Below are 23,957 nucleotides of genomic sequence, written 5' to 3'. Positions count from 1 at the left end.
CCGCTCGTTTACCCATTTTACACCAGTTTACCTTTCACCACAACCCCCCCTAATTCTCCGGAACAATGGAACAAAAGAATGCCCTGAACAAGAACGTGCGGCCTGCCGCTCCTGCCGCGCCCAAGGGTGAGGCGAAAGGCGGATCCGCGTTTGCCGCCATCGTGATTCCGCTGGCCTTCATCGTAAGCATACTCATCTTCCAATTTGTGCTGGGTGCTCCCGGTAACTTTGTGGGTAATGACAACGCTAACGCAGCTCTGCCCGGCAATTACCTCGGTACGGTGTACAAAGGTGGTGTCATCGTACCCTTGCTGATGACGCTTTTCCTGCTGGTACTGACCTTCTCGATTGAGCGTTTCCTGACTATCAGCAAAGCCAAGGGTTCAAAAGGTGTAGAAAGCTTCGTTCGTACCGTGCGTCAGAAACTGAACGTAAACGACATCACCGGTGCCATTGCTGCCTGCGACCAGCAGAAAGGCTCGGTAGCCGCCGTAGTTAAGTCGGGCCTGCTGAAGTACCAGGAAATGGCACGTGAGCGTGGCATGGACAAAGACCAGAAGATCCTGGCCATCCAGAAGGAAATCGAAGAGTCGACGACTCTGGAGCTGCCCATGCTGGAGAAAAACCTCGTTATCCTGTCTACCATTGCTTCGGTATCGACGCTGGTAGGTCTGCTGGGTACGGTATTCGGTATGATCAAGGCCTTCTCGGCTCTGGCCCAGGCCGGTAACCCCGACGCAGTAGCACTGGCAGAAGGTATTTCGGAAGCACTGATCAACACGGCTATCGGTATTGCCGGTTCGGCCATTGCCATCATTGCCTACAACTACTTCACCAGCAAGATTGACGAGCTGACCTACAGCATCGACGAGGCTGGCTTCAGCATCATTCAGACCTTCGCTGCCCAGCATGGCGAGAAGACGACGGAAACTTATACGGCTTAAGTCGCGGTTAACGCACTAGAGCCTCACAGTTTTCGTTTTTCTGAATATTCTCAACCACGCACGAAATGGGTAAAGTAAAGCCTCACAGAACCGGCCCCTCGCTGGACATGACCCCGATGGTGGATCTGGCCTTCCTGCTGGTGACGTTCTTCATGCTGACTACCAAGTTCTCCCCGGAGGAAGTGGTAGTGGTTGACACTCCTGCCTCTACTTCCGACTTCAAGCTTCCCGAAAGCAACGTTATCCGCATTCTTATCGATAAGGACAAGCGGGTGTTTTTCGGCTTGGAGAGCGACAAGGCCAAGCCTCTGCTGCTCGACAAGATGGCTGCCAAGTACGGCGTCACGTTCACGCAAAAGCAAAAGAACGCCTTTGGCGGCCTGAACAGCTTCGGCGTACCGGTGCAGCAGCTTGGCTCATTGCTCGATATGAGTACTGAGAAGCGCAAAGAAGTAAAGCAGCCTGGCTTGCTTTCCGTTACCGATACAGTTCAGTTGATGGACTGGGTTATGGAGGCGCGTAAGGCCAATCAGGAAGCCGTTGGCAAGCCTACGTTTATTGCCATCAAAGGCGACAACAACGCAGACGTAGCGACGGTGAAGCGTGTCATTCAGCTGATGCAAAACAAGAACATCAACCGTTTCAACCTCATCACCGACCTGGAGAACAAGCCGGTAGTGAGCCGTTAAACCAGCAGCGACATGGCAGAAATACAACAACAAGCCGACTCCGGTAAAGGAGGAAAGAAGCGGGCCAAAAAAATGTCGACCAAAATCGACATGACCCCCATGGTAGACTTGGCCTTCCTGCTTCTGACCTTCTTCATGCTGACTACCACGTTCAACAAGCCGAACGTGATGCAGCTGACCATGCCGGTTAAGGAAAAGAACCCGGAAGATCAGTCTCAGATCAAAGCCTCGGATGCTTTCACTATCGTAATGGGTGAAGCCAACAAGCTTTACTACTACGAAGGCCTGCTGGCCGACGACGTGAAGCCCGAGCTGAAGCTCTCGGACTACTCTGCCGATGGGATCCGCAAGGTCTTGCTGGCCCGGCAGCGCCAGAACCCCAAAACGGTGGTTCTGATCAAGCCGGACGACAAGTCCAACTACCAGAACATGGTGGATATCTTGGATGAGATGAACATCACCGACCAAAAGAAATATGCGTTGGTGGATATCTCGAAGGCTGACTTAGAACTCATTAAATCCTCCGGGCTATGATGGATAATGCGCAAATAGCGCAGGCGAGTCTCAACGACATCGTATTCGAAGGCCGGAATAAAGCCTACGGTGCGTATGTGTTGCGGCGCTTGTACAACAAGCACGTCACGCGCGCCCTTCTCATCGCAGTTGCCTTTTTTGCTCTGATCGTGAGCTTCCCGCTGATTGCGCGGATCTTCAGCGATAACACAGTAGTAGAAGAGGACAAGATGCTGAAGGAAAACGTCCTGATGGATGCTCCTCCATTGGACCAGACCAAACCACCACCACCGCCCCCGCCACCGGAGGCGCCACCACCGCCACCACCCAAGCTTTCTACCATCAAGTTCACGCCTCCGGTAGTGAAGAAAGATGAGGAAGTACGGAAAGTGGAGGAAATTCCGGATCAGAAGGAATTGGAAGACAAGGTAGTTTCGACCGTCACTGTGAAAGGCAACACCGACAACCCAATCGACCTGAACGGGCTGGAAGGTGAAGGCACTAAGGTGGTGGAAGAAGTAGTAGAGCAGAAGGTGTACCAGTACGTGGAACAAATGCCCGTATTCCCTGGTGGCCAGGAAGCCTTGCTACAGTACATTGCCAAGAACATCAAATACCCGGCGCTGGCTCTGCGGAATCAAGTAGAAGGAAAGGTGTTCATTGCCTTCGTAGTAGGTCCGGATGGTCAGGTGACGGATGTGAAAACTCAGAAGGGTATTGGAGCCGGTTGCGACGAAGAAGCAATGCGGGTTATCAAGAACCTGCCGAAGTTTGCACCGGGTAAGCAGAACGGCCGCGCCGTGAGCGTATCCTACACCGTACCGGTAACCTTCGCTATTAAATAAGCATACCAGAATCGGGCCTGGGCCTGATTCATTGAAAAAACCCACAACCAGCACGTGCCGGTTGTGGGTTTTTTATTTTCAGATTATTTATACGGCTTGCATACTATATAGGAAACAGAGGCCGTTATACCCCTGAAAGCCAGGCGGTGTGTGCCGTGAAGACGTGAGAATGAGCCGGGCTTGGGAATGCGCTGTGTGTATCCGTTTCACCTTTAGCCCATATATCCCATGAACACCCTCGATCTGCGCACCGCCACCCTTGACGACATGGTCTTCGAGGGGCGCAACAAAGCCTACGGCGCCTTCATTCTGCGGCGCCTCTACCACCAGCACCTGGCTCGTGCATCGGCCATTGCCATTCTGCTGAGTCTGCTCTTCATCAGCTCCCCCCTGATTGTGCGGTGGCTGTTTCCTCCTCTTGTAGAGGCGGCTGCCCCTATAGAATTGCCCCCTCCAGTAGTGGAACTGATGAAGCCGCCGGTACTTGACTCGCATAAGGAAGTAGCTCCACCCGTCGCACCAGTACGTCCCATTGTGAGGCCGCCCGCACAGGATATTGCTACCCAAGTGGTGAAAGACGAACTGGTGAAGCCGGAAATTGTCAAACCCACGATAACTGACGTGGGTCCGATAACCGATATTGAGACTATAGCCGGCTCGACTGGCAAATCGGGTACAGGGACCGGGACTGGTACGGGCAAATCAGATTCAGGCACCACGAAACCGGCATCCCCGCCCGCACCTTTTATCACTGCCGAAGTGATGCCACAATTTGTGGGTGGAAACGAGGCTCTGATGAAGTACATGCAGAAGAACCTCAAATATCCGCCGTTGGCCTTACGCAGCAACATTGAAGGCAAGGTATTCATCTCCTTTACCGTGCAGGCTGATGGGTCTATTGCCGACGTGCAGGTGCTGAAAGGATTGGGCTTTGGCACCGATGAAGAGGCCGTGCGGGTGGTAAAGGGAATGCCAGCCTGGGTACCGGGGCAGCAGAACAAACGCTCAGTTGCAGTGCGCTACAACATGCCCATTACGTTCCGCTACGACTAGCTTATTCCAGTCGGCGAGAAGCTGAGCATCACGCTGCCCGGCTTTCAGGAAAGTTGGAATTGATTTATAACAGGTCAAAAATCAGCCGGTCTTTCCCAGACTGGCTGATTTTTGACTTTTTTTGTGGCAATAACCATCCCTGTGATTCGTTCAGGCGAACCAGGCTCGGGAAATTTCGTGTTATACTGCTTACAAGATTTTGCGCTGACCTGCCTGCTATGCTGAACCGCCCCACCACTGAGGAACGCCTGAACCAAACGGCCCCGAAACTGCTGCTGCGCTACTTCCTCCTTTTCATGACCATCGTATATATGGGATTAGGGGTATGTTTGTGGGTAGCACCCATTCCCCTGAACCTAACGATGAGCACCCGCCGCATACTGGGAGGCGTATTCGTGGTTTACGGAATCATTAGATTTGTCCGCATCTATCGGGAACATTTCCAGAACTCTTCCTCCAAGCATGAACGCACCATTCGATAATCTGCGCACCTCCGGCCTGTTGCTGGCATCTGCCGTCCTGCTGCTGGCTGGCTGTAATCAGAATCCGGGAGCTAATACCGGGCCGAATGATGACACGCCTACCAGTGGCCGCATTCAGATCAGTGTCGATGAGACGTTTGCACCCATCCTGAAGTCGCAGGTAGATACCTTTCAGAAGCTCTACACCTATGCGCATGTGGAAGCAGCCTACAAGGCGGAAGACTACGTTGCCAATGACCTGATGACTGGTAAGGTGCGCGCCATTGTGATAGCGCGGCAGTTGACTGCGGCGGAGAAGGCCAAGTTGGAGAGCCAGAAGCTTATTCCGCGCACTACCAAAATTGCCACCGATGGTCTGGCCATCATTGTGCACCCCTCGAACCCCGATTCGCTGCTGACTATGGCGCAACTGAAAGCCATTTTTACGGGGCAAAGTGCTTCCTGGAAGCAGATAAGCGGTAAGAACCCGCTGGGAGAAATTGATGTTGTATTTGATGCGAACCGCTCCAGCACAACCCGCTACGTTCAGGATTCCATCACGCGAGGTACGGCACTTACCAAGCGGGTTTTTGCAGCAAAATCGAACCCCGCGCTGCTGGATTACGTTGCAACTCATCCGAACGCCATTGGTATCGTAGGCGCAAACTGGATTAGCGACCGGGATGATGCGGCTGTGCAACGGTTCCTAAAACGCGTACATGTAGCCGGTATCAGCAAGTCGGATAAGCCGGCCTCGCCCGACGATTATCTGCAACCGTATCAGGCCTATCTGGCCCTTAAAACCTACCCGCTCCGCCGGGAAGTGTATATCATCAGCCGCGAGGGGCGGGCCGGTCTTGGCACCGGTTTTGCATCCTTCGTAGCAGGTACCAAAGGCCAGCTGATTGTTCTGAAGTCAGGACTGATGCCGGCTACCGGGCAAACTCGTATCGTGACCACTACGAAACAGTAAGTCTGCTTCTTTTCCACAAACACACCATTTTCCAACATCCAATGCTCATGAACTTCAAGCCCTGGAATCTTTCATTCCTCGTTGCCTTGTCAGTTTCCGGCTCTGCCGCATTCGCCCAGACTCCTCAGAAGGCCATTGAACTGGAGCGCTACAGTGAAGCCCGCGCGGCACTGCTCCGCCAGGGCTCATCGCCCGAAGCGTCGTTCGAACTGGGTCGTCTGTACCAGATGCGCGATATGCCAGACTCGGCAGCATTCTACTTCAACCGCATCAGTCTGAACCCTAAGGACCCGATGACGATGGTAGCTGCTGGCCGTGCCGCTCTGGCACAGGGCAAAGCAGCTGAGGCACAGGTGCAGTTTGACAATGCGGTGAAAGCCAGCAAAGGCAAGGACGCCAAGGTGTATACGATGATTGCGCAGGCCTACGCCGAGTCGGATCTGAAGGACGCATCGAAAGGTCTCTCCTATGTAGAGGCGGCGCACAAACTGAACAAGAACAAGGATGATGCAGCGCTGATGATTGCGCGCGGTGACATCTATGCCAAGTCGGAAAACGGCGGTGGCGAAGCAATGAACAGCTACGAGCGGGCCCTGATGGCTGACCCCAACAGCGCGCTGGCCAGCTTCCGCAAAGGAGAGTTGAACGTACGTTCGCGCAACTACAACGATGCGCGTACGGCTTTTGAGAAAGCCGTAGCTGTTGATCCGAACTACGCCCCCGCTTACAACGCCCTGGCAGAAACGTACTTCTATGCTGGCAAGTACGATGAGGCACTGGCTACGTTCCAGAAGTACCAGGGTGTAGCTGAAAAGTCGCCCGGTACGGATGCCAAATATGCTTCCTTCCTGTTCCTGACGAAGAAATATCCGGAAGCGCTGGTAGAAGTGGAAAAGGTGCTGGCTCGTGACCCGCAGAACGTGACTATGAACCGCCTGAAGGCATACTCGTTGTTCGAAACCAACAAGAATGCCGAAGCCCTGGCTGCTATGGAGGCGTACATGAAAATACAGCCTGCCGACAAGCTCATTACCGAAGACTATGTGTACTACGGTAAGATCCTTTCCAAGGCAGGCCGTTCTGAAGAAGGAACCGCGGCCATCCAGAAGGCAATTGCCGCTGACCCCAAGAAGGCTGGTGAGCTGCAGAACGAGCTAGCCCAGAGCTATATGCTGGCCAAAAACTACCCGGCTGCCATCAAAGCTTATCAGGCCAAGATGAAAGCGGATGGCACGCCTGAACTCACTGACCAGATTCGTCTGGCTGTAGCTTACGGCGGTAACAAGCAGTACGACAAAGCTGACAGCCTCTACAACGCAGTGCTGGTTGCGCGTCCTACTTATGTTCCTGGCTACCTGATGCGGGCTAAAGCGAACTACTACATGGATCCAGACTCCAAGCAGGGTCTTGCCAAGCCTTACTATGAGAAATACATCGAAATGGCCAAAGCTGACCCTTCGAAGTATAAGGATGGTTTGGTAGAGGCAAATAGCTACCTCGGCTACTATTACTACCAGAAAGGCGACAAGACTACTGCTGCTCCGTATTACAAGGAGGTGCTGGCTCTCGATCCTAATAACGAAAGCGCCAACTCAGTTATCAACTCGATGAAGGCTCCTGCCAAGGCTCCGGTCAAAGCTGCTCCGAAAAAGAAATAGTTTCGTTTGAGCATTTCATTGAAAAGGCCCGCTACTGCTGTAGCGGGCCTTTTTTTGGTGCCGTCTTGTCTTTATTGGCAGGTAGTCAGGAAACAAACTTTTCCCAGTGCGCCAACAGGGAAGCAAAATCGGCCGGAAGCTCCGTCTCAAACTGCAACTGCTCGTTGGTAGTTGGGTGCACAAACCCTAACGATTTGGCATGTAGCGCCTGCCGGGGCATGAGTTCAAAAGCTTTTTCTACGAAGGCTTTATAGGCCCCCGTCCGCTGACCGTACAGCACCTTGTCGCCGCCGTAGGTACTATCTGAAAATAGTGGATGACCGATGTGCTTCATGTGTACCCGAATCTGGTGCGTGCGGCCTGTTTCGAGGTTGCACTGCACCAAAGCCACATGGCCGAAGGTCTGTAACACTTTATAATGGGTTACGGCGCGTTTGCCCTGGTCGCCCTCCGGAAATATGGCTTGCACCTTCCGGTCCTTCAGGCTGCGGCCGATATTGCTGCGAATCGTGCCCTGCTTCTCTTTCGGAATACCCCACACGAGTGCCAGATACGTCCGCTCGATGGTGTGGTGGAAGAACTGCTGCGACAGATGCGTCATGGCCCACTCTGTTTTGCCAACAACCAACAGACCCGAGGTATCCTTATCGATGCGGTGTATCAGGCCGGGCCGGATTTCGCCGTTGCGGCCCGTAGGCAGATTGTTGAGGTGATGCGTCAAGCCGTTCACCAGCGTACCGGTCCAGTTGCCAAAAGCCGGATGGACTACCAAGCCAGGCGGTTTGTTCACAAGCAACAGGGCTTCGTCTTCATAGCGAATGTCCAAGTCCATTTCCTCAGGCATCACCTTGTATTCGCGCGGTGGCTCAGGCAGCGTAATCGTAATGACGTCGTTGGGCTTTACCCGGTAGTTTGACTTCACCGCCCGTCCGTTTACCTGCACCGCTTCTGCCTTGATGGCATTCTGCAGCTTGGTTCTGGTAGCGTGGGGCAGCCGGTTCATCAGAAACTTGTCGAGGCGCAGCAGCTCCTGCCGGCGGTTGGCCTGAATGCGGTGGTGCTCGTACAGCTCGTCGCCTTCGTCCGCGTCATCCTCATCAGGCGACACGTACTGTTCAGGCAATTCTTCTTCGTGGAGGTCAGCGGAAGTCATATGGCATCTGGCAGGCTTTGTAGAGCCCTTCTATAAACAAGAAAGCCGGAGCACAGGGCTCCGGCCTCTTTGCCGAGTAATAATGGCGTAGGAAGCCTTATTTCTTCGTTTTGGTTTTCGTCTTGGTGTTGCTGGCCGGAGCGGCCGGCGTGGCAGCTTTAGGAGCAGCCGAAGGAGCGGCCGGAGCCGCACCCGGCGTTACGCCCATTTTCTTCAGAATCAGGTCCGAAATGTCGCCTTCCTTGGGGCCGTGGAGCAGCACCGGGCTGGCACCGTCCGAATTCAGCACGTACGTGTAGCCGTTTTCGTCTGCTACCAGGTCAATGGTTTTCTGCAGCTTGTCCAGAGCCGGCTTCAGCAGCGTCTGCTGCTTCTGCTGCAGGCTCTGGTCGGCGCTGCGCTGGAATTCCTGGATGGACTGCTGCATATTGGTCAGCTCCTTCTCCTTATCGGCACGCACTACGTCGGTCATGGTAGAACCACCCTTCTGGTAGGCTTCTGCCTTGGTCTGGTACTCCTGATATTTGCTCTTGAGCTGGTTCTCCAGCTGCGTGCTGAAAGCTTTTAGGTCAGATTCTATCTGCTTGCTTTCGGGCATCTGGCTCAGCACGTATTCCACGCTGGTATAGCCGATTTTCAGCGGACCGCTGGTAGTGGTGGCCGCCGTAGTAGGAGCCTGCGCCAACGTAGCCGTCGCCGAAGTGAAAGTGAGGGCGGCCGCAGCCAACGCAACGCGGAACATGTTCATGGTGGTCATCAAAAGGAGAACGTCTGAGAGGGTTAATGTTGCAAAGTTAGTTTTTTCGGCTGGCCGGACGCGTAGTACGGGGCGCAGGCGTGGTGGCGCCTTTTTCCGTATCTACGTCAGCCTCATCGCCAGCCGGCGTTTTAGGCGTTGCCACCGTCTTTACGCTGCCTTTCTGGGCGGTCTGGTTGCGGTCTTCGGTTGCCAGACCCAGCTCTTCCATCACAAATTCCGTGTAATCATGCACTGGATTGGTGTAGAGCATGGTCAGGTCGCCGGACTTATCGAACACAATAGCCAACTGCTTCTTCTTGGCAACTTTTTCAATGGCCTCGAATACCTGGTCCTGCACCGGCTTGGTCAGCTCCTGCCGCTTTTTGAACAGTTGGCCTTCGTAGCCGAAAATCTTGTTCTGGTAGGTTTTGATGTCCTGTTCCTTTTTCAGGATTTCGTCCTGACGCTTCTTTTTCATCGGCTCAGTCAGCAGCACTTCTTCTGCCTGATACGTCCGGTAGAGCTTATCAAGGTCCTTCTTTTGCGCCTCAATTTCCTTCTGCCAGTTCGACGACAACGTGTTCAGCTCGGTTTGCGCCTGCGCGTAAGCCGGCATCTTGCTCATCAGGAATTCAGAGTCGACGTAGCCAAACTTCTGAGCGAAGGATGAAGAGCCGGTTGCGACCAGCAGCACCAGCGTAGTAGCCAGCGTGGAAAGCAGTTTTTTCATAGGTGCGAAAATAGAAAGCCGGCCCGCTGCTGCCATAGTTAGCGAATCTGCTGGCCGATGATGAAGTGGAACTGGTTGCGGTCCTGGGTGGCCTGCGTACCACTCGTGCGTGGAATAGCATCGAATGCCCGACCGTAGTCGAAGCCTAGCAAACCAAATGCCGACATGAACACACGAGCGCCAAAACCTGCGGACCGGTACAATTTATACGGGTTGTAGTCGGTGTAGCTGTTGAAGGCGTTGCCTGCCTCCGCGAAGCTCAGAACATAAACCGTAGCCGCCGGGTTCAGCGACACCGGATAACGTAGCTCCATTACATATTTATTGTAGGCTACCCCACCGCTGGAACCCGACTGGGCCGTAGGCAGCGCATTCGGGTCGTTCGGATCGGCGTAGCCGCGCAAGCCAATGTATTCGGTGCCCACCAGGAAGTTGCCGCCGCCGCCGGCCGCCAGGCCCGAACCACCAAGCTTGAACCGCTCGAATGGCCCGATGGGACGGGAACTGTTGTAGGTGCCAATGTAACCGAAATGCGCCCGCGTATTCAGCACCAGCTTGCCTACAATTGGGGTGAACCACGAGGCGTCTACCATCCATTTATGGAATTCGACCCACTCGTTCACGTTCGGGTGCGAGCCGCTGAACACCGAGTAGGGCGGTGTCAGGTTCACGCTCATGGCCAGCGACGAGCCCCGACGCGTATAGGTCGGGTTGTCGATGCTGTTGCGCGACAGGGTAGTGTTGAGCGTGATGTTGTTGGCGTTGCCGTTGCTGAAACCCTGGAAATACGGGTAGTTTTTCAGCTTGTACTGGCTCACCGACAGCGAATTGCTGAGTGTGAAGTAGTCATCGGGCCAGCGTAGGCGGCGGCCCAGGCTGATAGCCGCGCTGTTTACCTTGATAGACTGCTCGGAATTAGCATCGAAATTGGTGCCGACACGCTGAATACTCTTGTTGAGGCTAAACGACAGCGAATTGGGCTTGCGGCCGCCCAGCCACGGCTCCGTGAAGGAGAAGGAGTATGCCTGATACTGCAGACCGTTGGCCTGTACGTTCAGCGAGAGGCGCTGGCCGTCGCCGGCCGGAACCGGCGTCCAGTTGCGGAAGTCAGCGGCTTTACGCAGCGAAAAGTTATTGAAAACCAGACCTACTGTACCAATAAAACCGGCATAGCCACCCCAGCCGCCCGAAAGCGTAATCTGGTCGGAAGGTTTCTCAACCACCGTATAGTTGATGTCCACGGTTCCGTCCGCCTGGTTTGGCACCGGGTTGATACCTACTTTTTCCGGGTCAAAATAGCCCAGGGTTGCAATTTCACGCTGGGAACGGATCAGCAGCTCGCGGTTGAACTTGTCGCCGGGCAAAGTCCGCAATTCGCGGCGTAGCACATGGTCCGACGTTTTGGTGTTGCCAGCAATGTTAATATCCTTCACCCGGGCCTGCACGCCTTCGGTGATGCGCATCTCGATATCAATCGAGTCGCCCTCCACCTTCGTTTCTACCGGCTCAATAGAGAAGAACAGGTAGCCATCGTTCATGTAGAGCGAGGTGATATCCTGGCCTGTGGGGTTGTAGTTGAGGCGCTTATCCAGCGTTTCCTTGCTATATACGCTTCCCTCCTTGATGCCCAGCACTGATGCCAGGGTCTTGTCGTCGTAGAGGTAGTTGCCGGCCCAGCTGATGTTGCGGAAGTAGTATTTCGGCCCTTCGTCCAGCTTCACCCGCAGTGCCAGCGCATCGCCGGTCCGCTCCAGCGTATCCGACACAATAACGGCGTCCCGATACCCTTCCGCGTTGTAGAACTCGATGAGCTTCTTTTTGTCTTCTTCGAACTCCGTGCGCTGGAACTTGCCCGAGTTCAGGAATTTAGGAAACTTCTTTTCCTTCGTTTTCTTGAATTTACCCTTCAACTTGCTGTCTTTGAAGGCCTCGTTGCCTTCGAATGCAATGTCTCGAATGCGGATTTTACCGCCTTTATCCACATTGATTTTCAACACCACGCTGTTCGACAGGCTGGAGTCGGGTACCTGCGTGATGTTCACTTTGGCATCCAGAAACCCTTTGTTGGTGTAGAACTTCCGGACCTGGGTTCGGGTATTGCTCAGCAGTGCATCTGTCACCACCTTGCCCCGGATCAGCTTGATTTTTTTCTCCAAGTCATCGGCCTGGCCTTTGCTGATGCCCGAAAACTCGAACTTCGAGAGCCGGGGACGTTCCTTTAGGTTGAAATCCAGGAAAATACGGTTGCCCTCGGTGCGCGCAATGGATACGCTCACATCCCCGAGAATTCCCTGGTCCCAGAGCTTGCGGATGGCCTTTCCTATCTCTTCACCCGGCACTGAAATAGGGTCGCCGATGCGCAGCCCCGTCAAGCCAATCAGCGTATTCGTATCCAGATAACGGGCACCACTAATGGTAATACCCCCCAACTCGTACCGTTTCGGCTCCTCGCCCGTTGTGGCTGGGGCAGTTTGCGCCAGCGTAGCCAACGGAAATCCCAGGCCAAGCGTAACTACTACGGCCGCAACCCGGCCTATTGTATGCAAAGAAGAATTCATTCTGTCGTCGAAACCTTACGAAACGGTTAGCTGCTCACTCGTCTTCCCAAAACGCCGCTCCCGGCGCTGGTAGGCCTTGACGGCTTCCTCAAAATGCGTGCGCCGGAAATCAGGCCACAGCAGGTCAGTTATATACAGTTCAGTATAGGCTAACTGCCAGAGCAAAAAATTACTGATTCGCTGTTCGCCACTCGTACGAATCAGCAATTCCGGGTCGGGCATACCTGCAGTCGTCAGATACGCCGCTATTGTGCTCTCCTTAATATCCTCAGCCCGAAGTTTTCCCAAGGCAACATCAGCCGCCATACGCTGCGCAGCTTGGGTCAGGTCCCAGCGGCCGCTGTAGCTTAGCGCCAGCACCAGGGTCATTCGGTTGCCATCTTTAGTCAGTTCTTTTGCTTCCGCCAACTCGCGTTGGCAGGAAGCCGGCAGGCTCTCAGTCTGGCCAATGGCTTCCAACCGGATGCTGTTTTTGAGCAGCGTTGGAGTTTCCTGCCGGATAGTATGCACCAGCAACTGCATCAGGGCCATTACCTCATGCGCTGGCCTCGACCAGTTTTCGGTTGAAAACGCATACAGCGTCAGGTAACGCACCCCCATTTCGGCGGCGGCCTCCACGGTTTCGCGCACAGCCGTAATGGCACTCTGATGCCCGAAGATGCGGAGGCCGCCCTTCTGCTTGGCCCAACGTCCGTTGCCGTCCATTATAACAGCAACGTGGGCAGGAATATTCTGGGGGTCTATTTCGGACCGAACGGCCATTGGTACTTTTTGCGTAAAGAGGCCGCAAGTTACGCAAATGGTTGCATTCGTCCTGTGTATACAACCACTTCTAGCGCAAGAGCTTCGGGTTGTCCTTGTACTGCGGCGGGCAGTTGATTTTGTAAAAAGTATAGGAGATGCTTATTCCGTTGTAGAAATACCAGTCCTGGTCGTGCGGATTGCCCATCAAATCGGTCTGGCCACTGGTCTTACCATCAATATGGTCCAGTTGGTCGCTGAATACTTTGCGTGCTCCAACTTCCAGGCCCAGGTTCCAGTGCGTGGAAACGGCATATTTAAGTCCAAACCCGGCCGGCACTGCCAGTCCCAGAATACTGCCGCTCTGGTTTAGGGCCGGCAGCGTGGTATTGTTGGTGGCGGTGGTAGTATTGGCCAGAAAGCCCGCCAGCCCCACGAACACATAAGGCGTGAAATGCACCTTGGCTTTCCGGTAATGGTAATCGAAGAAATTATACTCCACCACGGCCGATGCTTCGTACAGACTGCCTTTGGTATTGGCTCGCCGGTAAGCATGTAATGGAGCAATCTGCCCGTTTACACCCTTCACATTCCCGTCATCGGCGCGTAGCAACCCAGCCATAAGTGCGCCTCTCAGCGTAATCGGGGCTGAAATATCCTTCCGATAAAAAGCAGTCAGTGCGGGCCGGTTATTCTGAAACTGATATCCCGGCGACAGTTCGCCCTTGTAGCTGAGGCCGCCTAGCCCCACCCCTATTTCGCTGGTATATTGGGCAACTGCCGAATGGGCAAAAAAAACACTCCCTGCCTGCACGGAGCAAACAAGGAGTGTTTTAAAGAGATTCGCTTTGGTCATCTGACTGGCTGTAGGTGATGCTAGCCAGTAAAGGTGGCTAGCGGAATTTTGGGCTCTTAACGCGCGGAGCAAGGATGTAGTTTACGGTGAGGCCGGTAGTTACATACCAATCGTCCTCGTCGCTCTTACCACGCTGGCTGCCGGGAGCGTTGAAATTAGCGAATTGGCCGGTAGAGCTGAGTGCATTGCCACCACCAAAATATTTGGCGGCATCCGAGCCCAGCGAAGCCTGGTCTACATAAACGGTGCTTACGTCATCAAGATAATCGTTGAAGGTCTTACGGAAACCGATTTCCAGACCTACGTCAAAGCTCTTGTTCACTTTGTAGCGTACGCCACCACCGAACGGGATGGCAATACCGCTTTTGTTGTAAGCAACACCTTCCGTTTTCAGCGGCTGCAGTGGCACGTAAGAACCTTGCGAGAGGCTGCTAGGAGCGTTGCTGCCAACCAGGCCTTTAGGATTGCCCGCGTAACCGGCAACACCACCGAACACATAAGGAACCAGATCCGGGCGCTTCACATACGTGTTGCGGTTTGGAATCAGGTCGAAGATACCTACAACGGAGAGTTCTGCAATATCATTGCGGAAGCTCATGTTGCGGTTGTAGCGGTACTTGCCGTCCGGATCATTTGGATCCGCTGCTTTCGAATCATCACCGGTGATACGTCCATACGACAGACCGGCACGAGCCGAAATACGCGGAGTAAAGCGGTGCGTGAAGGTTACCCCCAAGTTTGGACGGGTAGCGCCAAAGCGCAGGCTAGGAATGCTGGGCTTGGGAGTGACGTCGCCAAAGTAGTTCATGGCACTCAAGGTCACGCCCACAGAGTTGTATTGCTTTCGCTTACTAAACTGCTGTGCACTCGCCTCGGAGGCTACCAGCGACAGGGCCAGTACCAGCGCTAGGGTGTAGGTGAAGATTTGCTTCATATGGAGCGGTGTTTAAAAATATCAGAGGAGATGATGAGAAAGTGAACCTGGCAGAAACACAGTCGCAGTTGGCGACAAAATTAGAAGATACCGGGAACTAAAAAAACAAATAGCAGAAAAAGAATATCTACTATACGGGGGTCCCGGCCGGGTTTCTACGGTCAAGACCCCAATTCAGTTTACTGCGCAAGGTACTCAGGAAGTTAACATGATTGAGTTTTACGAGACGAACTGTGAAGTTTTCACGACGAACCGCAACCTGAATACCGGCATCAACAGCGACTGAGCGTGAATCGAGAGAAAGCAGGAATTGGTTGCTCCGGCCTTCTATTTCGAAGGAAATCACGCTGCGGTCCGATACAATGAGGGGGCGCACATTGAGGTTGTGCGGACATACGGGAGCAATAATAAAATTGTTTGTCTGGGGCAACATTACCGGGCCGCCGCAGCTGAGCGAGTAGCCGGTAGAGCCGGTTGGCGTAGCTACGACCAAGCCGTCGGCCCAGTAAGAATTCAGGTATTCGCCATCGATGTACGTGTGCACGACAATCATAGACGACGTGTCGCGCTTCAGAATGCTGAACTCATTGAGGCCGAAGTTGATGCCGTCAAACACTTCCGGATCGGTATCGACCCGGATCAGGCTGCGTTCTTCCAGCACGAAATGGCCTTTGAAAAGGGCATCCATAGCTTGGGCAATCCGGTCGGGGGTGACGGTAGCCAGAAAGCCGAGCCGACCAGTGTGAATGCCTAAAATCGGTATTTCGTAGCTCCCAACGTAGGTTACCGTGTCGAGCAGGGTGCCGTCGCCGCCGATGCTGAGCGCAAACTGCACGCCGCGCAGCGAGTCGCCGCGCTGGAAAGTGCGGATGCCTTCGGGCAGTGTGAGCCGCGCACTCAGGTGCTCAAAGAACGGTGCCGTGATGCTGACCTCCGTGCCGCGGCGGGTAAGGTCATTGAGCAAGTCCTGCATGAATGGCAGGCTTTCATCATCGAGGGGCTTTCCCAGAAGGGCTATTTTCATAATGAAAGCGTAATCCGAAGAACGGGCTGTAGGATCAGATGGGAAACTCGGAGCGCAGAAAGAAACCACCCTGCCCCCGCAGGTTACGGGTGTATTCCAGGGTAAAAACCCGGTCGTAGTACGTAACCAGGTGTACCCCTATACCTGCGGACGCCAGCAGACGCCCCGGCAGTTGGTTGGCAGGTACACCGGAAGCGCCCCGAACGTAACCAGCGTCGGCAAAGGTATTTAAATACAGCACCAGCGGAACGGTATTGATTTTCGGATTGCGGACTTCCTTCAGCCTTACCCGTCCGGCATCAAATATCCGGTAGCTCAGCCCCTGCTGCAGCAGTGCGTAGTGCCGGCCATCCACTACGTAGGCATCGTAGCCCCGGACCAGCGCATCATAGCCCAGCGCCCGGTTGTCGGCATAGCTTAGCTGGTGACTGAAGCGCAACTGCCCCTGCACTGCTCCGCTGTAGTAGAAAGGACCACCCAGCGCGACGTAGCGGGCATAGCGGCCCTGCGCCAGCAGCTGCGCTGGAGCGGCTGCCGCGAGAAAATGGCGGTAGACGAGAGTGAGCTGCGCGTAACGACCAGTGAGTGGGTAGGCAAACGTATTGCGCTGATTGAGCACGACGCTTAGCCCCGAATCGAAATATTCCCGGCTGGTGCGGCCCAGGTAATAATCGGGGTTGAGCACATTGATGGAATCGGATATCTGCTCCCGGTGGTAGCTGACATCCAGCGCAGCAAGTAACTGTACTGTGCGGCGCCAGCGCAGCCCGGCAGTCAGGTACTGCCGTTTGATGGGGCTGCCTTCAACGGGCCGGAATGTGGTTAGCTGGTCCCGTACGGTGGCATAATCGAGGGCGCGGGCTCGATAGTAGGAGCCCCCGACCCCAAGGCCGATTCGCCGACGACGCCCATAGCCGGGAGCTTCATAAAACAGTTCGTATTTGCGGTTGAAGCCCAGCTGCAGGTTGCCGCGCAGTTGCTCGTTGCGGCCCCGGAAGTTGTTGCGGGTCAAATGCAGCCCGTAATCCACGCGGCTCCACCGGTCGGAGCGGTTGGCCCAGGCCCGGAAGTTCCGCTCGGCCAAGGAGAAGATGGGCACCGGGAACGTGTACCACCGCTCCTGCATGCTGAACAGGACGGTCAGCTCGCCGTTGCGGCAGGCCAACTGCACCAAGACCTGATGAAACAGCTGCAGGTTGAACAGTCGGCGGCGGTTAGCTTCCAGCTGTTTTGCGAGTTGTCGGGCCTGTAGTGTATCACCTTCCCGGAAGTCAAGTTCGGCGCGCAGAACCGGCTCTTTCGTCGTCTCGTTGCCAACAAACAGCACTGACGCCACCCGTAGCACGGTATAGCCGGGGCATTGTGCCTGTATCAGGCTGTCGAGCGTGCCGAGGCGCAGGGAATCGGGAGAAGCCCACGCCGGACAGGTGCCGGCAAGCGTACTGGTCCGGTGCGTGGCGGCCCAGGATGAATGGCAGCAGATAAGCAGCCAAACCAGCAGCCACAGCCTTTTGCGTGCCCGGGCCGGCACCTACAGACTCAGGTATTTCAGCAGCGCATTATACCGCTCCTGCTCATCTTCGCCCAGCTCCCCAACCCCATTGAACTGCGCCGTAATGGCATAGCCGAACCGTTCCAGCGTGGCTGCAATACGTGTCAGGCTGGGCGTATTGACCTTCAATGTGAGCCGAATCCGATACGGGTCGTGCTCATCCTGCGCCACGTGGGCACTCAGGATTTTGGCGTTGTTTTCTTCTACGTAGCGGCTGATAGTCGCCAGGGAATAGTCACGCTCTTCCATGGAAAGCACCAGCACGGCCCCCTGACCGGCAGCAATGGGCGGCTGGCCAAAGGCGGCCAGCGTATCACTCACCGTTACGACTCCCATATACTCGTGGGCTTCATTCAGGACTGGCACAAGCTGCACCTTGTTCTGGATGGCCATTTCCATAATACTATAGAAATGCTGGTCGTGCTGCACATGCACGTTGGCATAGCCCAACGCAAGACCTTCCAGCAGCTGGCCGGTGTTGTCGGCGCGCTCAAAATCCAGCAGATCGGCTTCCGTTACCAGGCCCCGGTACTGCCGGTTGTCGAGCACTGGTAGCTGCCCCACATGGAATTCCTCCAGCCACTTGGCTGCTTTCCCGACGGTATCCGACACCTTCAGGGGCGGAATCATCTGGTTGAGCAAGTCTTCGGCAATCATCGAGTGCATTGGCGGAAGTATTGGAAGAAGGGGAAGCGGGGGTTCTTGAAGAAGCGAGGTACTAGGACTAGGCTACCTTGCAAGAAGATACGAAAAGCGGGCAGGGTTGGCGGGTAGGAAGCAGATTTTGTGGAAAAAGGTTTTGCACAAGCATCGGGCCAGAGGAGGAACTTCTCTTCGGCTACCCGAAAAACATTCGTTGCCAGCAGGAATCAGGCCTGTAATACGCCTTCCGTGCGCAGCAGGAACTGCCGCAGCAGCTGGTTGAACTCGTGGGGGCGCTCCATCATGGGCGCGTGGCCGCAATGGTCGAGGAAGCGCAACTCGGAATGCCGGATGAGGCGGTTGAACTCGTGGGCAACTAGGGGCGGCGTAATAGTATCGTTCAGGCCCCAGACCAGCAGCGTTGGCACTTTTATCTTGCCCAGCTCCTTGCCCAGGTTGTGGCGCTGGGCCGAACGGGCAATACTGATAATACGCAGGCACTTGACATTGGAATTCGTGATGCTGAACACCTCATCCACCAGTTCCTGAGTAGCCACAGTGGGGTCGTAGAAGGTGTAGGCTACCCGCTCCTGCACGTAGGCGTAGTTGCCGCGCTTGGGGAAAGAGCCGCCCATGCTGTCCTCGAACAGGCCGCTGCTGCCGGTAAGTACCAGCCGCGCTACCTGTTTGGGGTTGCGGAGCGTGTACTCCAAGCCTACATGCCCGCCCAGCGAGTTTCCCAGAACCGTGCAGGGCTCCGTCAGGCCGATGGCCCGCACAAATCCCTCCACATATTTCACTAGGCCCGGTACACCGGCCTGCGTGAGCGGCATGTCGTAGATGGGCAGCAGCGGAATGATGACCCGATACGACGGGCGGAACTCGGCTACCACTGCCTGCCAGTTGCTGAGCGCCCCAAACAGGCCATGCAGCAGCAGCAGTACCGGACCAGTGCCTTCCTCTACATACTGAAACTCGTTACGTTCTTTAATCTGCAATTCCATCTTCTCAAAGGGCAGCCGGAAGGATAGAGGCCGGCCGGCCCTCATCTACAATGATACAATACCGAACCCAATTGCGCAGCATAGCCAGGCCATGCGTGGTGAGCAGCGCTTCGGGGTGAAACTGAACGCCCGTCAGGGGCAGGGTGGTGTGGCGCAGCGCCATTATTTCGCGGTTTGTATCGGCGGTGTGGGCCAGAGCGCGCAGCGTAGGCGGTAGGTCCTTCACTATCAGGGAGTGGTAGCGCGTGACGGATAGCCGCGCGGGCAGCCCCTGAAACAGTGGCTCGTCTGTGGCAACATCCAGCTCCGTCACTTTGCCGTGCATTGGCCGAGCAGCACGGGCCAGCGTGGCGCCAAAAAATTCTCCCAGCGCTTGGTGCCCCAGGCAAACACCCAGCACCGGCACCCGCTGGTGCCAGTCTGCCAGCACCTGCATCATATTGCCAGCCGAAGCAGGCGTGCCGGGCCCCGGCGACAGGACCAGCGCGTCAAACTGCCGCTCCTGCAGCGCGGCGGCCGGCGTATCGTTGCGCACTACCTCTACCTCACACCCCAGCTGCCGGAAGTAGTCCAGCAGGTTGTAGGTGAATGAATCAAAGTTGTCGAGCAGCAGCAGACGCATTGGTGGACAAGAACTGGGTAGCTGAACCTGAAGAGCTTACTTCCTGCTCCGCTTTCTAAAACACTTCCCGCAGCCTATCGAGTAGTGTGCCGGCAAAAGGCATGACGAAACCAATAATTTCCAGCGCCACGGGAGTTGCCTGGCGCACCAGCGGCAGAACTTGCGAGTCGGCCAGGAGGGTGGGCGAAATCAATTCCAGGCCGGCCATGCCAATACCGTGCAGCAGCAGACTCAGGCCCAGCACCCATTTCAGCACGCCGGCCAGCCCGCCACCCAGGTTGTCAAGGACACCCAGCGGCGTGAGGTGTACGGCTGTTTTGATGAAACTGCCCAGCAGGTGCACGCCCCAGACAATAGCCACAAATACCAGCACAAACGACACGAACGGCAGCAAACCGAAAGCCTCGCCCACATAGTGCCGCACGAGCGGAATAGCATCGTTGAGCAGCACCAGCCCCCCGATGGCGCCCAGCACGAAGGCCAGCAGCGAGGCTACCTCCAGCACCAGCCCGCGTCGGAAGCCCTTCACGGCGCCCACTCCCAGCGGAATGAGCAGCAGAATATCAAAAGCAGACACAGACGTGTGGTTTCAGAGCAGTAGTTTTTGGCAAGCTGACATAGTGCCTGTCGCTGGATTCCTGAAGCGAAGCCCAGCAACAGGCGCTATGTCAGCCTGTCAAAACCAGACCATTACTTACAGATTCGTGTTGTTGAGCAGGTTGCTGACCACCTGCGAAATCACGCGGCCATCTGCCTGGCCCGACAGCTCGCGCGCCGCAACGCCCATCACCTTGCCCAGGTCCGAAGGGCCGGTAGCTCCTACCCGCTGGATAATGCCAACGATATGCTCTACCAGATCCGCTTCGGAAAGCTGCTGCGGCAGGTACTCTTCGATGATGGCCAGCTCGTTGAGCTCCACTTCCTCCAGGTCGGAGCGAAACTGCTTCTGGTAGGTTTCAGCGGCCTCGCGGCGCTGCTTGGCCTGTTTGGTCAGCAGCTTGATTTCGGCGTCGGGCGTGAGGGCGGCCCCGTGTTGGCCTTCGGCCGTTTCGGCCAGCAGAATCTGCGACTTGATGCTGCGCAGCGTGGTAAGGCGCACTTTGTCTTTGGCCAGCATGGCCTTCTTGATATCGGCGTCGATGGTTTCTTTCAGAGCCATAAGGAAAGGGGGAAATGAGGTGCAAGATTACGGTTTTTGCTGCAAGCCGGAGCCGGAAGCAGCCAAAGCAGGCCGAACAGGAGAAACCGGATAGGCAGGCCGGTAGTTTGGGTACGTATCTTTGGCTACAAACTACTCCGCAAACCCTTTCTACGCATGACCAAGCTTAGCGTAAACATAAATAAAATAGCTACCCTGCGGAACGCCCGCGGCCACAACCGGCCCGACCTGTTGCAGGCCGCCCGTGACTGTGAGCGGTTTGGTGCGCAGGGCATTACCGTGCACCCGCGGCCCGATGAGCGCCACATCCGCTACCAGGACGTGCGCGACCTGAAAGCAGTAGTCACGACCGAGCTGAACGTGGAGGGCAACCCGACCCCGGACTTTCTGGATCTGGTGCGCGAAGTACGCCCCGAGCAAGTAACGCTGGTGCCCGATGCGCCCGACGCCATTACCTCCAATGCCGGCTGGGACACGCTGCAGCACCAGATTTTCCTGATTGGGGTGGTGCAGGAACTCAAAGCGCTGGGCTGCCGGGTCAGTATTTTTCTCGACCCCAACCCGGAAATGGTGAAAGCGGCCGTAGCAACCGGCACCGACCGGATTGAGCTCTACACCGAGGACTACGCCCGCCTCTACCCCACCGACCCGGCCGCCGCGCTGGCTCCTTACCGCGCAGCCGCTGTCCTGGCTCAGCAGCTCGGCCTGGGCCTCAACGCCGGCCACGACCTCGACCTCGATAACTTGGCCTATCTCAAGCAGAATCTGCCGGGCCTTGAAGAAGTCAGCATCGGGCACGCCCTCGTGTGCGACGCGTTGTACCTGGGCCTGGAAAACACGATTCAACTCTACCGGCGGCAGCTGGCGTAGTAACGAATCAGCAATTAAGAAGGCTTAAGAAGAGAAATGCCTCTTCCTCATTCTTACTTGCTGATGCTTCTTAACCGAAAAACATGCCCCGTCTCCCCATTCAGGAATTTCTGCAGTTTTCCGCCGATGCCCCCGTTCTGGATGCCCGTGCGCCCTCGGAGTATGCGCAGGGGCATATTCCCGGGGCTATCAGCTTTCCGTTGTTTTCGGATGAGGAGCGCGCCCGGATTGGCACTACCTACAAGCAGGTAAGCCAGGATAAAGCCGTGCTGCTGGGGCTGGATTTCTTTGGGCCGAAGATGAGCCGCATGGTGCAGCAGGCCCAGAAGCTGGTTCCGGGCAAGCGGGTGCGGCTGCATTGCTGGCGCGGCGGTATGCGCAGCGGGGCCGTGCAGTGGCTGCTGGAGCTGGCCGGCTTCGAGGTGCAGCTGCTCGACAAAGGCTATAAGGACTACCGTCATTTCGCGCTGGCGGAGTTTGCCAGGCCACGCGCGCTGCTGGTGTTGGGCGGCCTCACGGGCTCCGGCAAGACGGATGTATTGCACGAGCTGGCCCAGCAGCAGCAACCCGTCCTCGACCTCGAAGGACTGGCCAGCCACAAAGGCTCGGCATTCGGCAGCATCGGGCAGCCCCGCCAGCCCACGCAGGAGCAGTTCGAAAATGACCTTGCGTGGCAGCTGGCCCGGCTTCCGACGGATGCGGCGGTGTGGGTAGAAGACGAAAGCCGCACGATTGGCAGCGTACACGTGCCAACTCCTCTCTTCGGGCACATGCAACAAGCCCCGCTCGTGTTGCTGGAAATTCCGCGTGAAGTGCGCGTGCGCAAACTCGCCGACGAATATGGCCGCCAGGATGCCGGTGCGCTGGCTACCTCTATTCTGCGTATCCGGAAGCGGCTGGGGGGCCTGGCTACCAAAGAGGCCTTGTCGGCTATTGCGGAAGACGATATGGAGAAAATGGTCAGCCTAGTGCTCGATTACTACGACAAAACCTACGGCCACGGCCTCACCAGCCGTTCTGCCATCCGGGTGCCTTCCGGCACCTGCGACGCGGCCGCAAATGCGGAGTTGGTGCTGCACGCCGTCCGGAATAGGGTGCCTTCCGCCCTTCCGCTTACCAACTAACGTACACCCTGCCGGTGCAGCGCCTTGCGCCGCCTTCTTTGCTCCTTTTTCTATGGCTTCCTCCGAAATTTCCACCGACCAGATTCGCCTTACGCAATACAGCCACGGCGCCGGCTGCGGCTGCAAAATCGCGCCCAAGGTCCTCGACCAGATTCTGCACACCAGCATTCCGCAGCCCCACGATGCGCAGCTGCTCGTCGGCAACTCCTCCCGCGACGACGCAGCCGTCTACGATATTGGCGGCGGGCAGGCCATCATCAGTACCACTGACTTCTTCATGCCCATCGTAGACGATGCCTACGACTTCGGGCGCATTGCCTCGGCCAATGCCATCAGTGACGTGTACGCTATGGGCGGGCGGCCCGTCATGGCCATTGCCGTGCTGGGCTGGCCCATCGATAAGCTGGCCCCCGAAGTGGCGCGCCGCGTAATTGAAGGCAGCCGCAGCATCTGCCAGGAAGCCGGCATTCCGCTGGCCGGCGGCCACAGCATCGACTCTCCGGAGCCGATTTTCGGATTGGCGGTTACCGGCCTGCTCGACATCAGGAACCTGAAGCAGAACGACACGGCCACCACTGGCTGCGAGCTGTACCTGACCAAACCGCTGGGCGTGGGTATGCTGACAACAGCGCAGAAACGCGGTATTCTGCGCCCCGAGCACGAACAGATTGCGCCTCGCAGCATGATGCAACTCAACAAAATCGGGCAGGATCTGAGCCGGCTGGCAGCCGTGCGCGCCATGACCGACGTAACGGGTTTCGGGCTCCTGGGCCACCTCTCGGAAGTGTGCGAAGGCAGCAACCTGACGGCTGAAATCGAATTCGGTAAAGTGCCGCTGATAGCTGAGGCGGCCGAGTATTACGCGCAAAAATCTATTCCGGGTGGCACCGTGCGCAACTGGGACTCCTACGGCCACAAAATCGGGACCCTCACCGACGAGCAGCGCGCCTGGCTTTGCGATCCGCAAACGTCGGGCGGGCTGCTGGTTTGCGTGGACCCGGCCGGCCGGGCCGATGTACAGGCGGTGTTTGGGCAGTATGGGCTGGCGCTGGAACCCTTCGGTGTATTGCGGGCCCACCAGCCCGAAGAGGCCTGGATTCAGGTGCGCTAGCG

The 23,957-nt window shown here is 56.2% G+C and carries 24 protein-coding genes; 10 read left to right on the top strand and 14 right to left on the bottom strand.

What is annotated here, in order from left to right; genetic code table 11:
• Positions 1–65: 65 nt before the first annotated feature.
• From IC231_RS02380 to IC231_RS02350, 7 genes are all read left to right on the top strand, one after another.
• A complete protein-coding gene (locus IC231_RS02380) occupies positions 66–944 on the top strand; it encodes a MotA/TolQ/ExbB proton channel family protein (RefSeq protein ID WP_190783008.1) in 879 nt (292 codons plus the stop codon).
• A gap of 65 nt (positions 945–1,009) precedes the next feature.
• Positions 1,010–1,633 (top strand): ExbD/TolR family protein, encoded by a 624-nt coding sequence (locus IC231_RS02375; RefSeq protein WP_190783007.1) that lies wholly within the window; start codon positions 1,010–1,012, stop codon positions 1,631–1,633.
• A 12-nt stretch (positions 1,634–1,645) separates the two neighbouring features.
• Entirely contained in the window at positions 1,646–2,167 is a 522-nt protein-coding gene (locus tag IC231_RS02370; RefSeq protein ID WP_190783006.1) for an ExbD/TolR family protein, read from the top strand.
• Positions 2,164–2,991 (top strand): energy transducer TonB, encoded by an 828-nt coding sequence (locus tag IC231_RS02365; protein ID WP_211538818.1) that lies wholly within the window; start codon positions 2,164–2,166, stop codon positions 2,989–2,991. The genes IC231_RS02370 and IC231_RS02365 overlap by 4 nt, the downstream gene beginning before the upstream one ends.
• A gap of 228 nt (positions 2,992–3,219) precedes the next feature.
• Positions 3,220–4,044 carry an energy transducer TonB gene (locus tag IC231_RS02360; protein WP_190783005.1) on the top strand — a complete coding sequence of 275 codons (825 nt, stop codon included), beginning with the start codon at positions 3,220–3,222 and terminating at the stop codon, positions 4,042–4,044.
• Between the two features lie 462 nt (positions 4,045–4,506).
• Positions 4,507–5,478 carry a PstS family phosphate ABC transporter substrate-binding protein gene (locus IC231_RS02355; protein WP_211538816.1) on the top strand — a complete coding sequence of 324 codons (972 nt, stop codon included), beginning with the start codon at positions 4,507–4,509 and terminating at the stop codon, positions 5,476–5,478.
• Between the two features lie 47 nt (positions 5,479–5,525).
• Positions 5,526–7,136, top strand: a complete 1,611-nt coding sequence (locus IC231_RS02350; RefSeq protein ID WP_190783004.1) for a tetratricopeptide repeat protein — start codon at positions 5,526–5,528, stop codon at positions 7,134–7,136.
• 85 nt (positions 7,137–7,221) lie between these two features.
• Here the strand turns inward: IC231_RS02350 and IC231_RS02345 are convergent, their stop codons facing one another.
• The 14 genes from IC231_RS02345 to IC231_RS02280 form a co-directional block, all read right to left on the bottom strand.
• Positions 7,222–8,289, bottom strand: a complete 1,068-nt coding sequence (locus tag IC231_RS02345) for an RluA family pseudouridine synthase (protein WP_190783003.1) — start codon at positions 8,287–8,289, stop codon at positions 7,222–7,224.
• A gap of 97 nt (positions 8,290–8,386) precedes the next feature.
• Positions 8,387–9,046 (bottom strand): OmpH family outer membrane protein, encoded by a 660-nt coding sequence (locus tag IC231_RS02340; protein ID WP_223831349.1) that lies wholly within the window; start codon positions 9,044–9,046, stop codon positions 8,387–8,389.
• A gap of 37 nt (positions 9,047–9,083) precedes the next feature.
• On the bottom strand, positions 9,084–9,758 hold the full coding sequence (locus IC231_RS02335; protein WP_190783001.1) for an OmpH family outer membrane protein: 675 nt from the start codon (positions 9,756–9,758) through the stop codon (positions 9,084–9,086).
• 38 nt (positions 9,759–9,796) lie between these two features.
• Positions 9,797–12,316, bottom strand: a complete 2,520-nt coding sequence (gene bamA / locus IC231_RS02330; protein WP_190783000.1) for an outer membrane protein assembly factor BamA — start codon at positions 12,314–12,316, stop codon at positions 9,797–9,799.
• 15 nt (positions 12,317–12,331) lie between these two features.
• Positions 12,332–13,078 carry an isoprenyl transferase gene (locus tag IC231_RS02325; RefSeq protein WP_190782999.1) on the bottom strand — a complete coding sequence of 249 codons (747 nt, stop codon included), beginning with the start codon at positions 13,076–13,078 and terminating at the stop codon, positions 12,332–12,334.
• A gap of 70 nt (positions 13,079–13,148) precedes the next feature.
• Positions 13,149–13,913 (bottom strand): type IX secretion system protein PorG, encoded by a 765-nt coding sequence (gene porG / locus IC231_RS02320; protein WP_190782998.1) that lies wholly within the window; start codon positions 13,911–13,913, stop codon positions 13,149–13,151.
• A 37-nt stretch (positions 13,914–13,950) separates the two neighbouring features.
• A complete protein-coding gene (locus IC231_RS02315) occupies positions 13,951–14,847 on the bottom strand; it encodes a DUF6089 family protein (protein ID WP_190782997.1) in 897 nt (298 codons plus the stop codon).
• A 130-nt stretch (positions 14,848–14,977) separates the two neighbouring features.
• Positions 14,978–15,871 (bottom strand): NAD kinase, encoded by an 894-nt coding sequence (locus IC231_RS02310; RefSeq protein WP_190782996.1) that lies wholly within the window; start codon positions 15,869–15,871, stop codon positions 14,978–14,980.
• Positions 15,872–15,905: 34 nt separating this feature from the next.
• On the bottom strand, positions 15,906–17,402 hold the full coding sequence (locus IC231_RS02305) for a POTRA domain-containing protein (RefSeq protein WP_190782995.1): 1,497 nt from the start codon (positions 17,400–17,402) through the stop codon (positions 15,906–15,908).
• Complete coding sequence (locus tag IC231_RS02300) at positions 17,403–18,089, bottom strand: CBS domain-containing protein (RefSeq protein WP_190782994.1); 687 nt, start codon at positions 18,087–18,089, stop codon at positions 17,403–17,405.
• A 203-nt stretch (positions 18,090–18,292) separates the two neighbouring features.
• Positions 18,293–19,069, bottom strand: coding sequence for an alpha/beta fold hydrolase (locus IC231_RS02295; RefSeq protein ID WP_190782993.1), 777 nt, complete (start codon positions 19,067–19,069; stop codon positions 18,293–18,295).
• A gap of 4 nt (positions 19,070–19,073) precedes the next feature.
• Positions 19,074–19,691 (bottom strand): anthranilate synthase component II, encoded by a 618-nt coding sequence (locus tag IC231_RS02290; protein ID WP_190782992.1) that lies wholly within the window; start codon positions 19,689–19,691, stop codon positions 19,074–19,076.
• 55 nt (positions 19,692–19,746) lie between these two features.
• Complete coding sequence (locus IC231_RS02285) at positions 19,747–20,268, bottom strand: CvpA family protein (protein ID WP_190782991.1); 522 nt, start codon at positions 20,266–20,268, stop codon at positions 19,747–19,749.
• A 117-nt stretch (positions 20,269–20,385) separates the two neighbouring features.
• On the bottom strand, positions 20,386–20,850 hold the full coding sequence (locus tag IC231_RS02280) for a GatB/YqeY domain-containing protein (RefSeq protein ID WP_185887825.1): 465 nt from the start codon (positions 20,848–20,850) through the stop codon (positions 20,386–20,388).
• A 156-nt stretch (positions 20,851–21,006) separates the two neighbouring features.
• Here IC231_RS02280 and IC231_RS02275 point away from each other — a divergent pair, with 156 nt between their 5' ends.
• The 3 genes from IC231_RS02275 (at position 21,007) to selD (ending at position 23,955) form a co-directional block, all read left to right on the top strand.
• Positions 21,007–21,720 (top strand): pyridoxine 5'-phosphate synthase, encoded by a 714-nt coding sequence (locus tag IC231_RS02275; RefSeq protein ID WP_190782990.1) that lies wholly within the window; start codon positions 21,007–21,009, stop codon positions 21,718–21,720.
• A gap of 83 nt (positions 21,721–21,803) precedes the next feature.
• Positions 21,804–22,844, top strand: a complete 1,041-nt coding sequence (gene mnmH / locus IC231_RS02270; protein WP_190782989.1) for a tRNA 2-selenouridine(34) synthase MnmH — start codon at positions 21,804–21,806, stop codon at positions 22,842–22,844.
• 52 nt (positions 22,845–22,896) lie between these two features.
• Entirely contained in the window at positions 22,897–23,955 is a 1,059-nt protein-coding gene (gene selD, locus IC231_RS02265; protein ID WP_190782988.1) for a selenide, water dikinase SelD, read from the top strand.
• Positions 23,956–23,957 lie beyond the last annotated feature (2 nt).

This window comes from Hymenobacter duratus (assembly GCF_014698995.1).
GTDB lineage: Bacteria > Bacteroidota > Bacteroidia > Cytophagales > Hymenobacteraceae > Hymenobacter > Hymenobacter duratus.
This window is presented reverse-complemented; position numbering and strand designations above follow the sequence as displayed.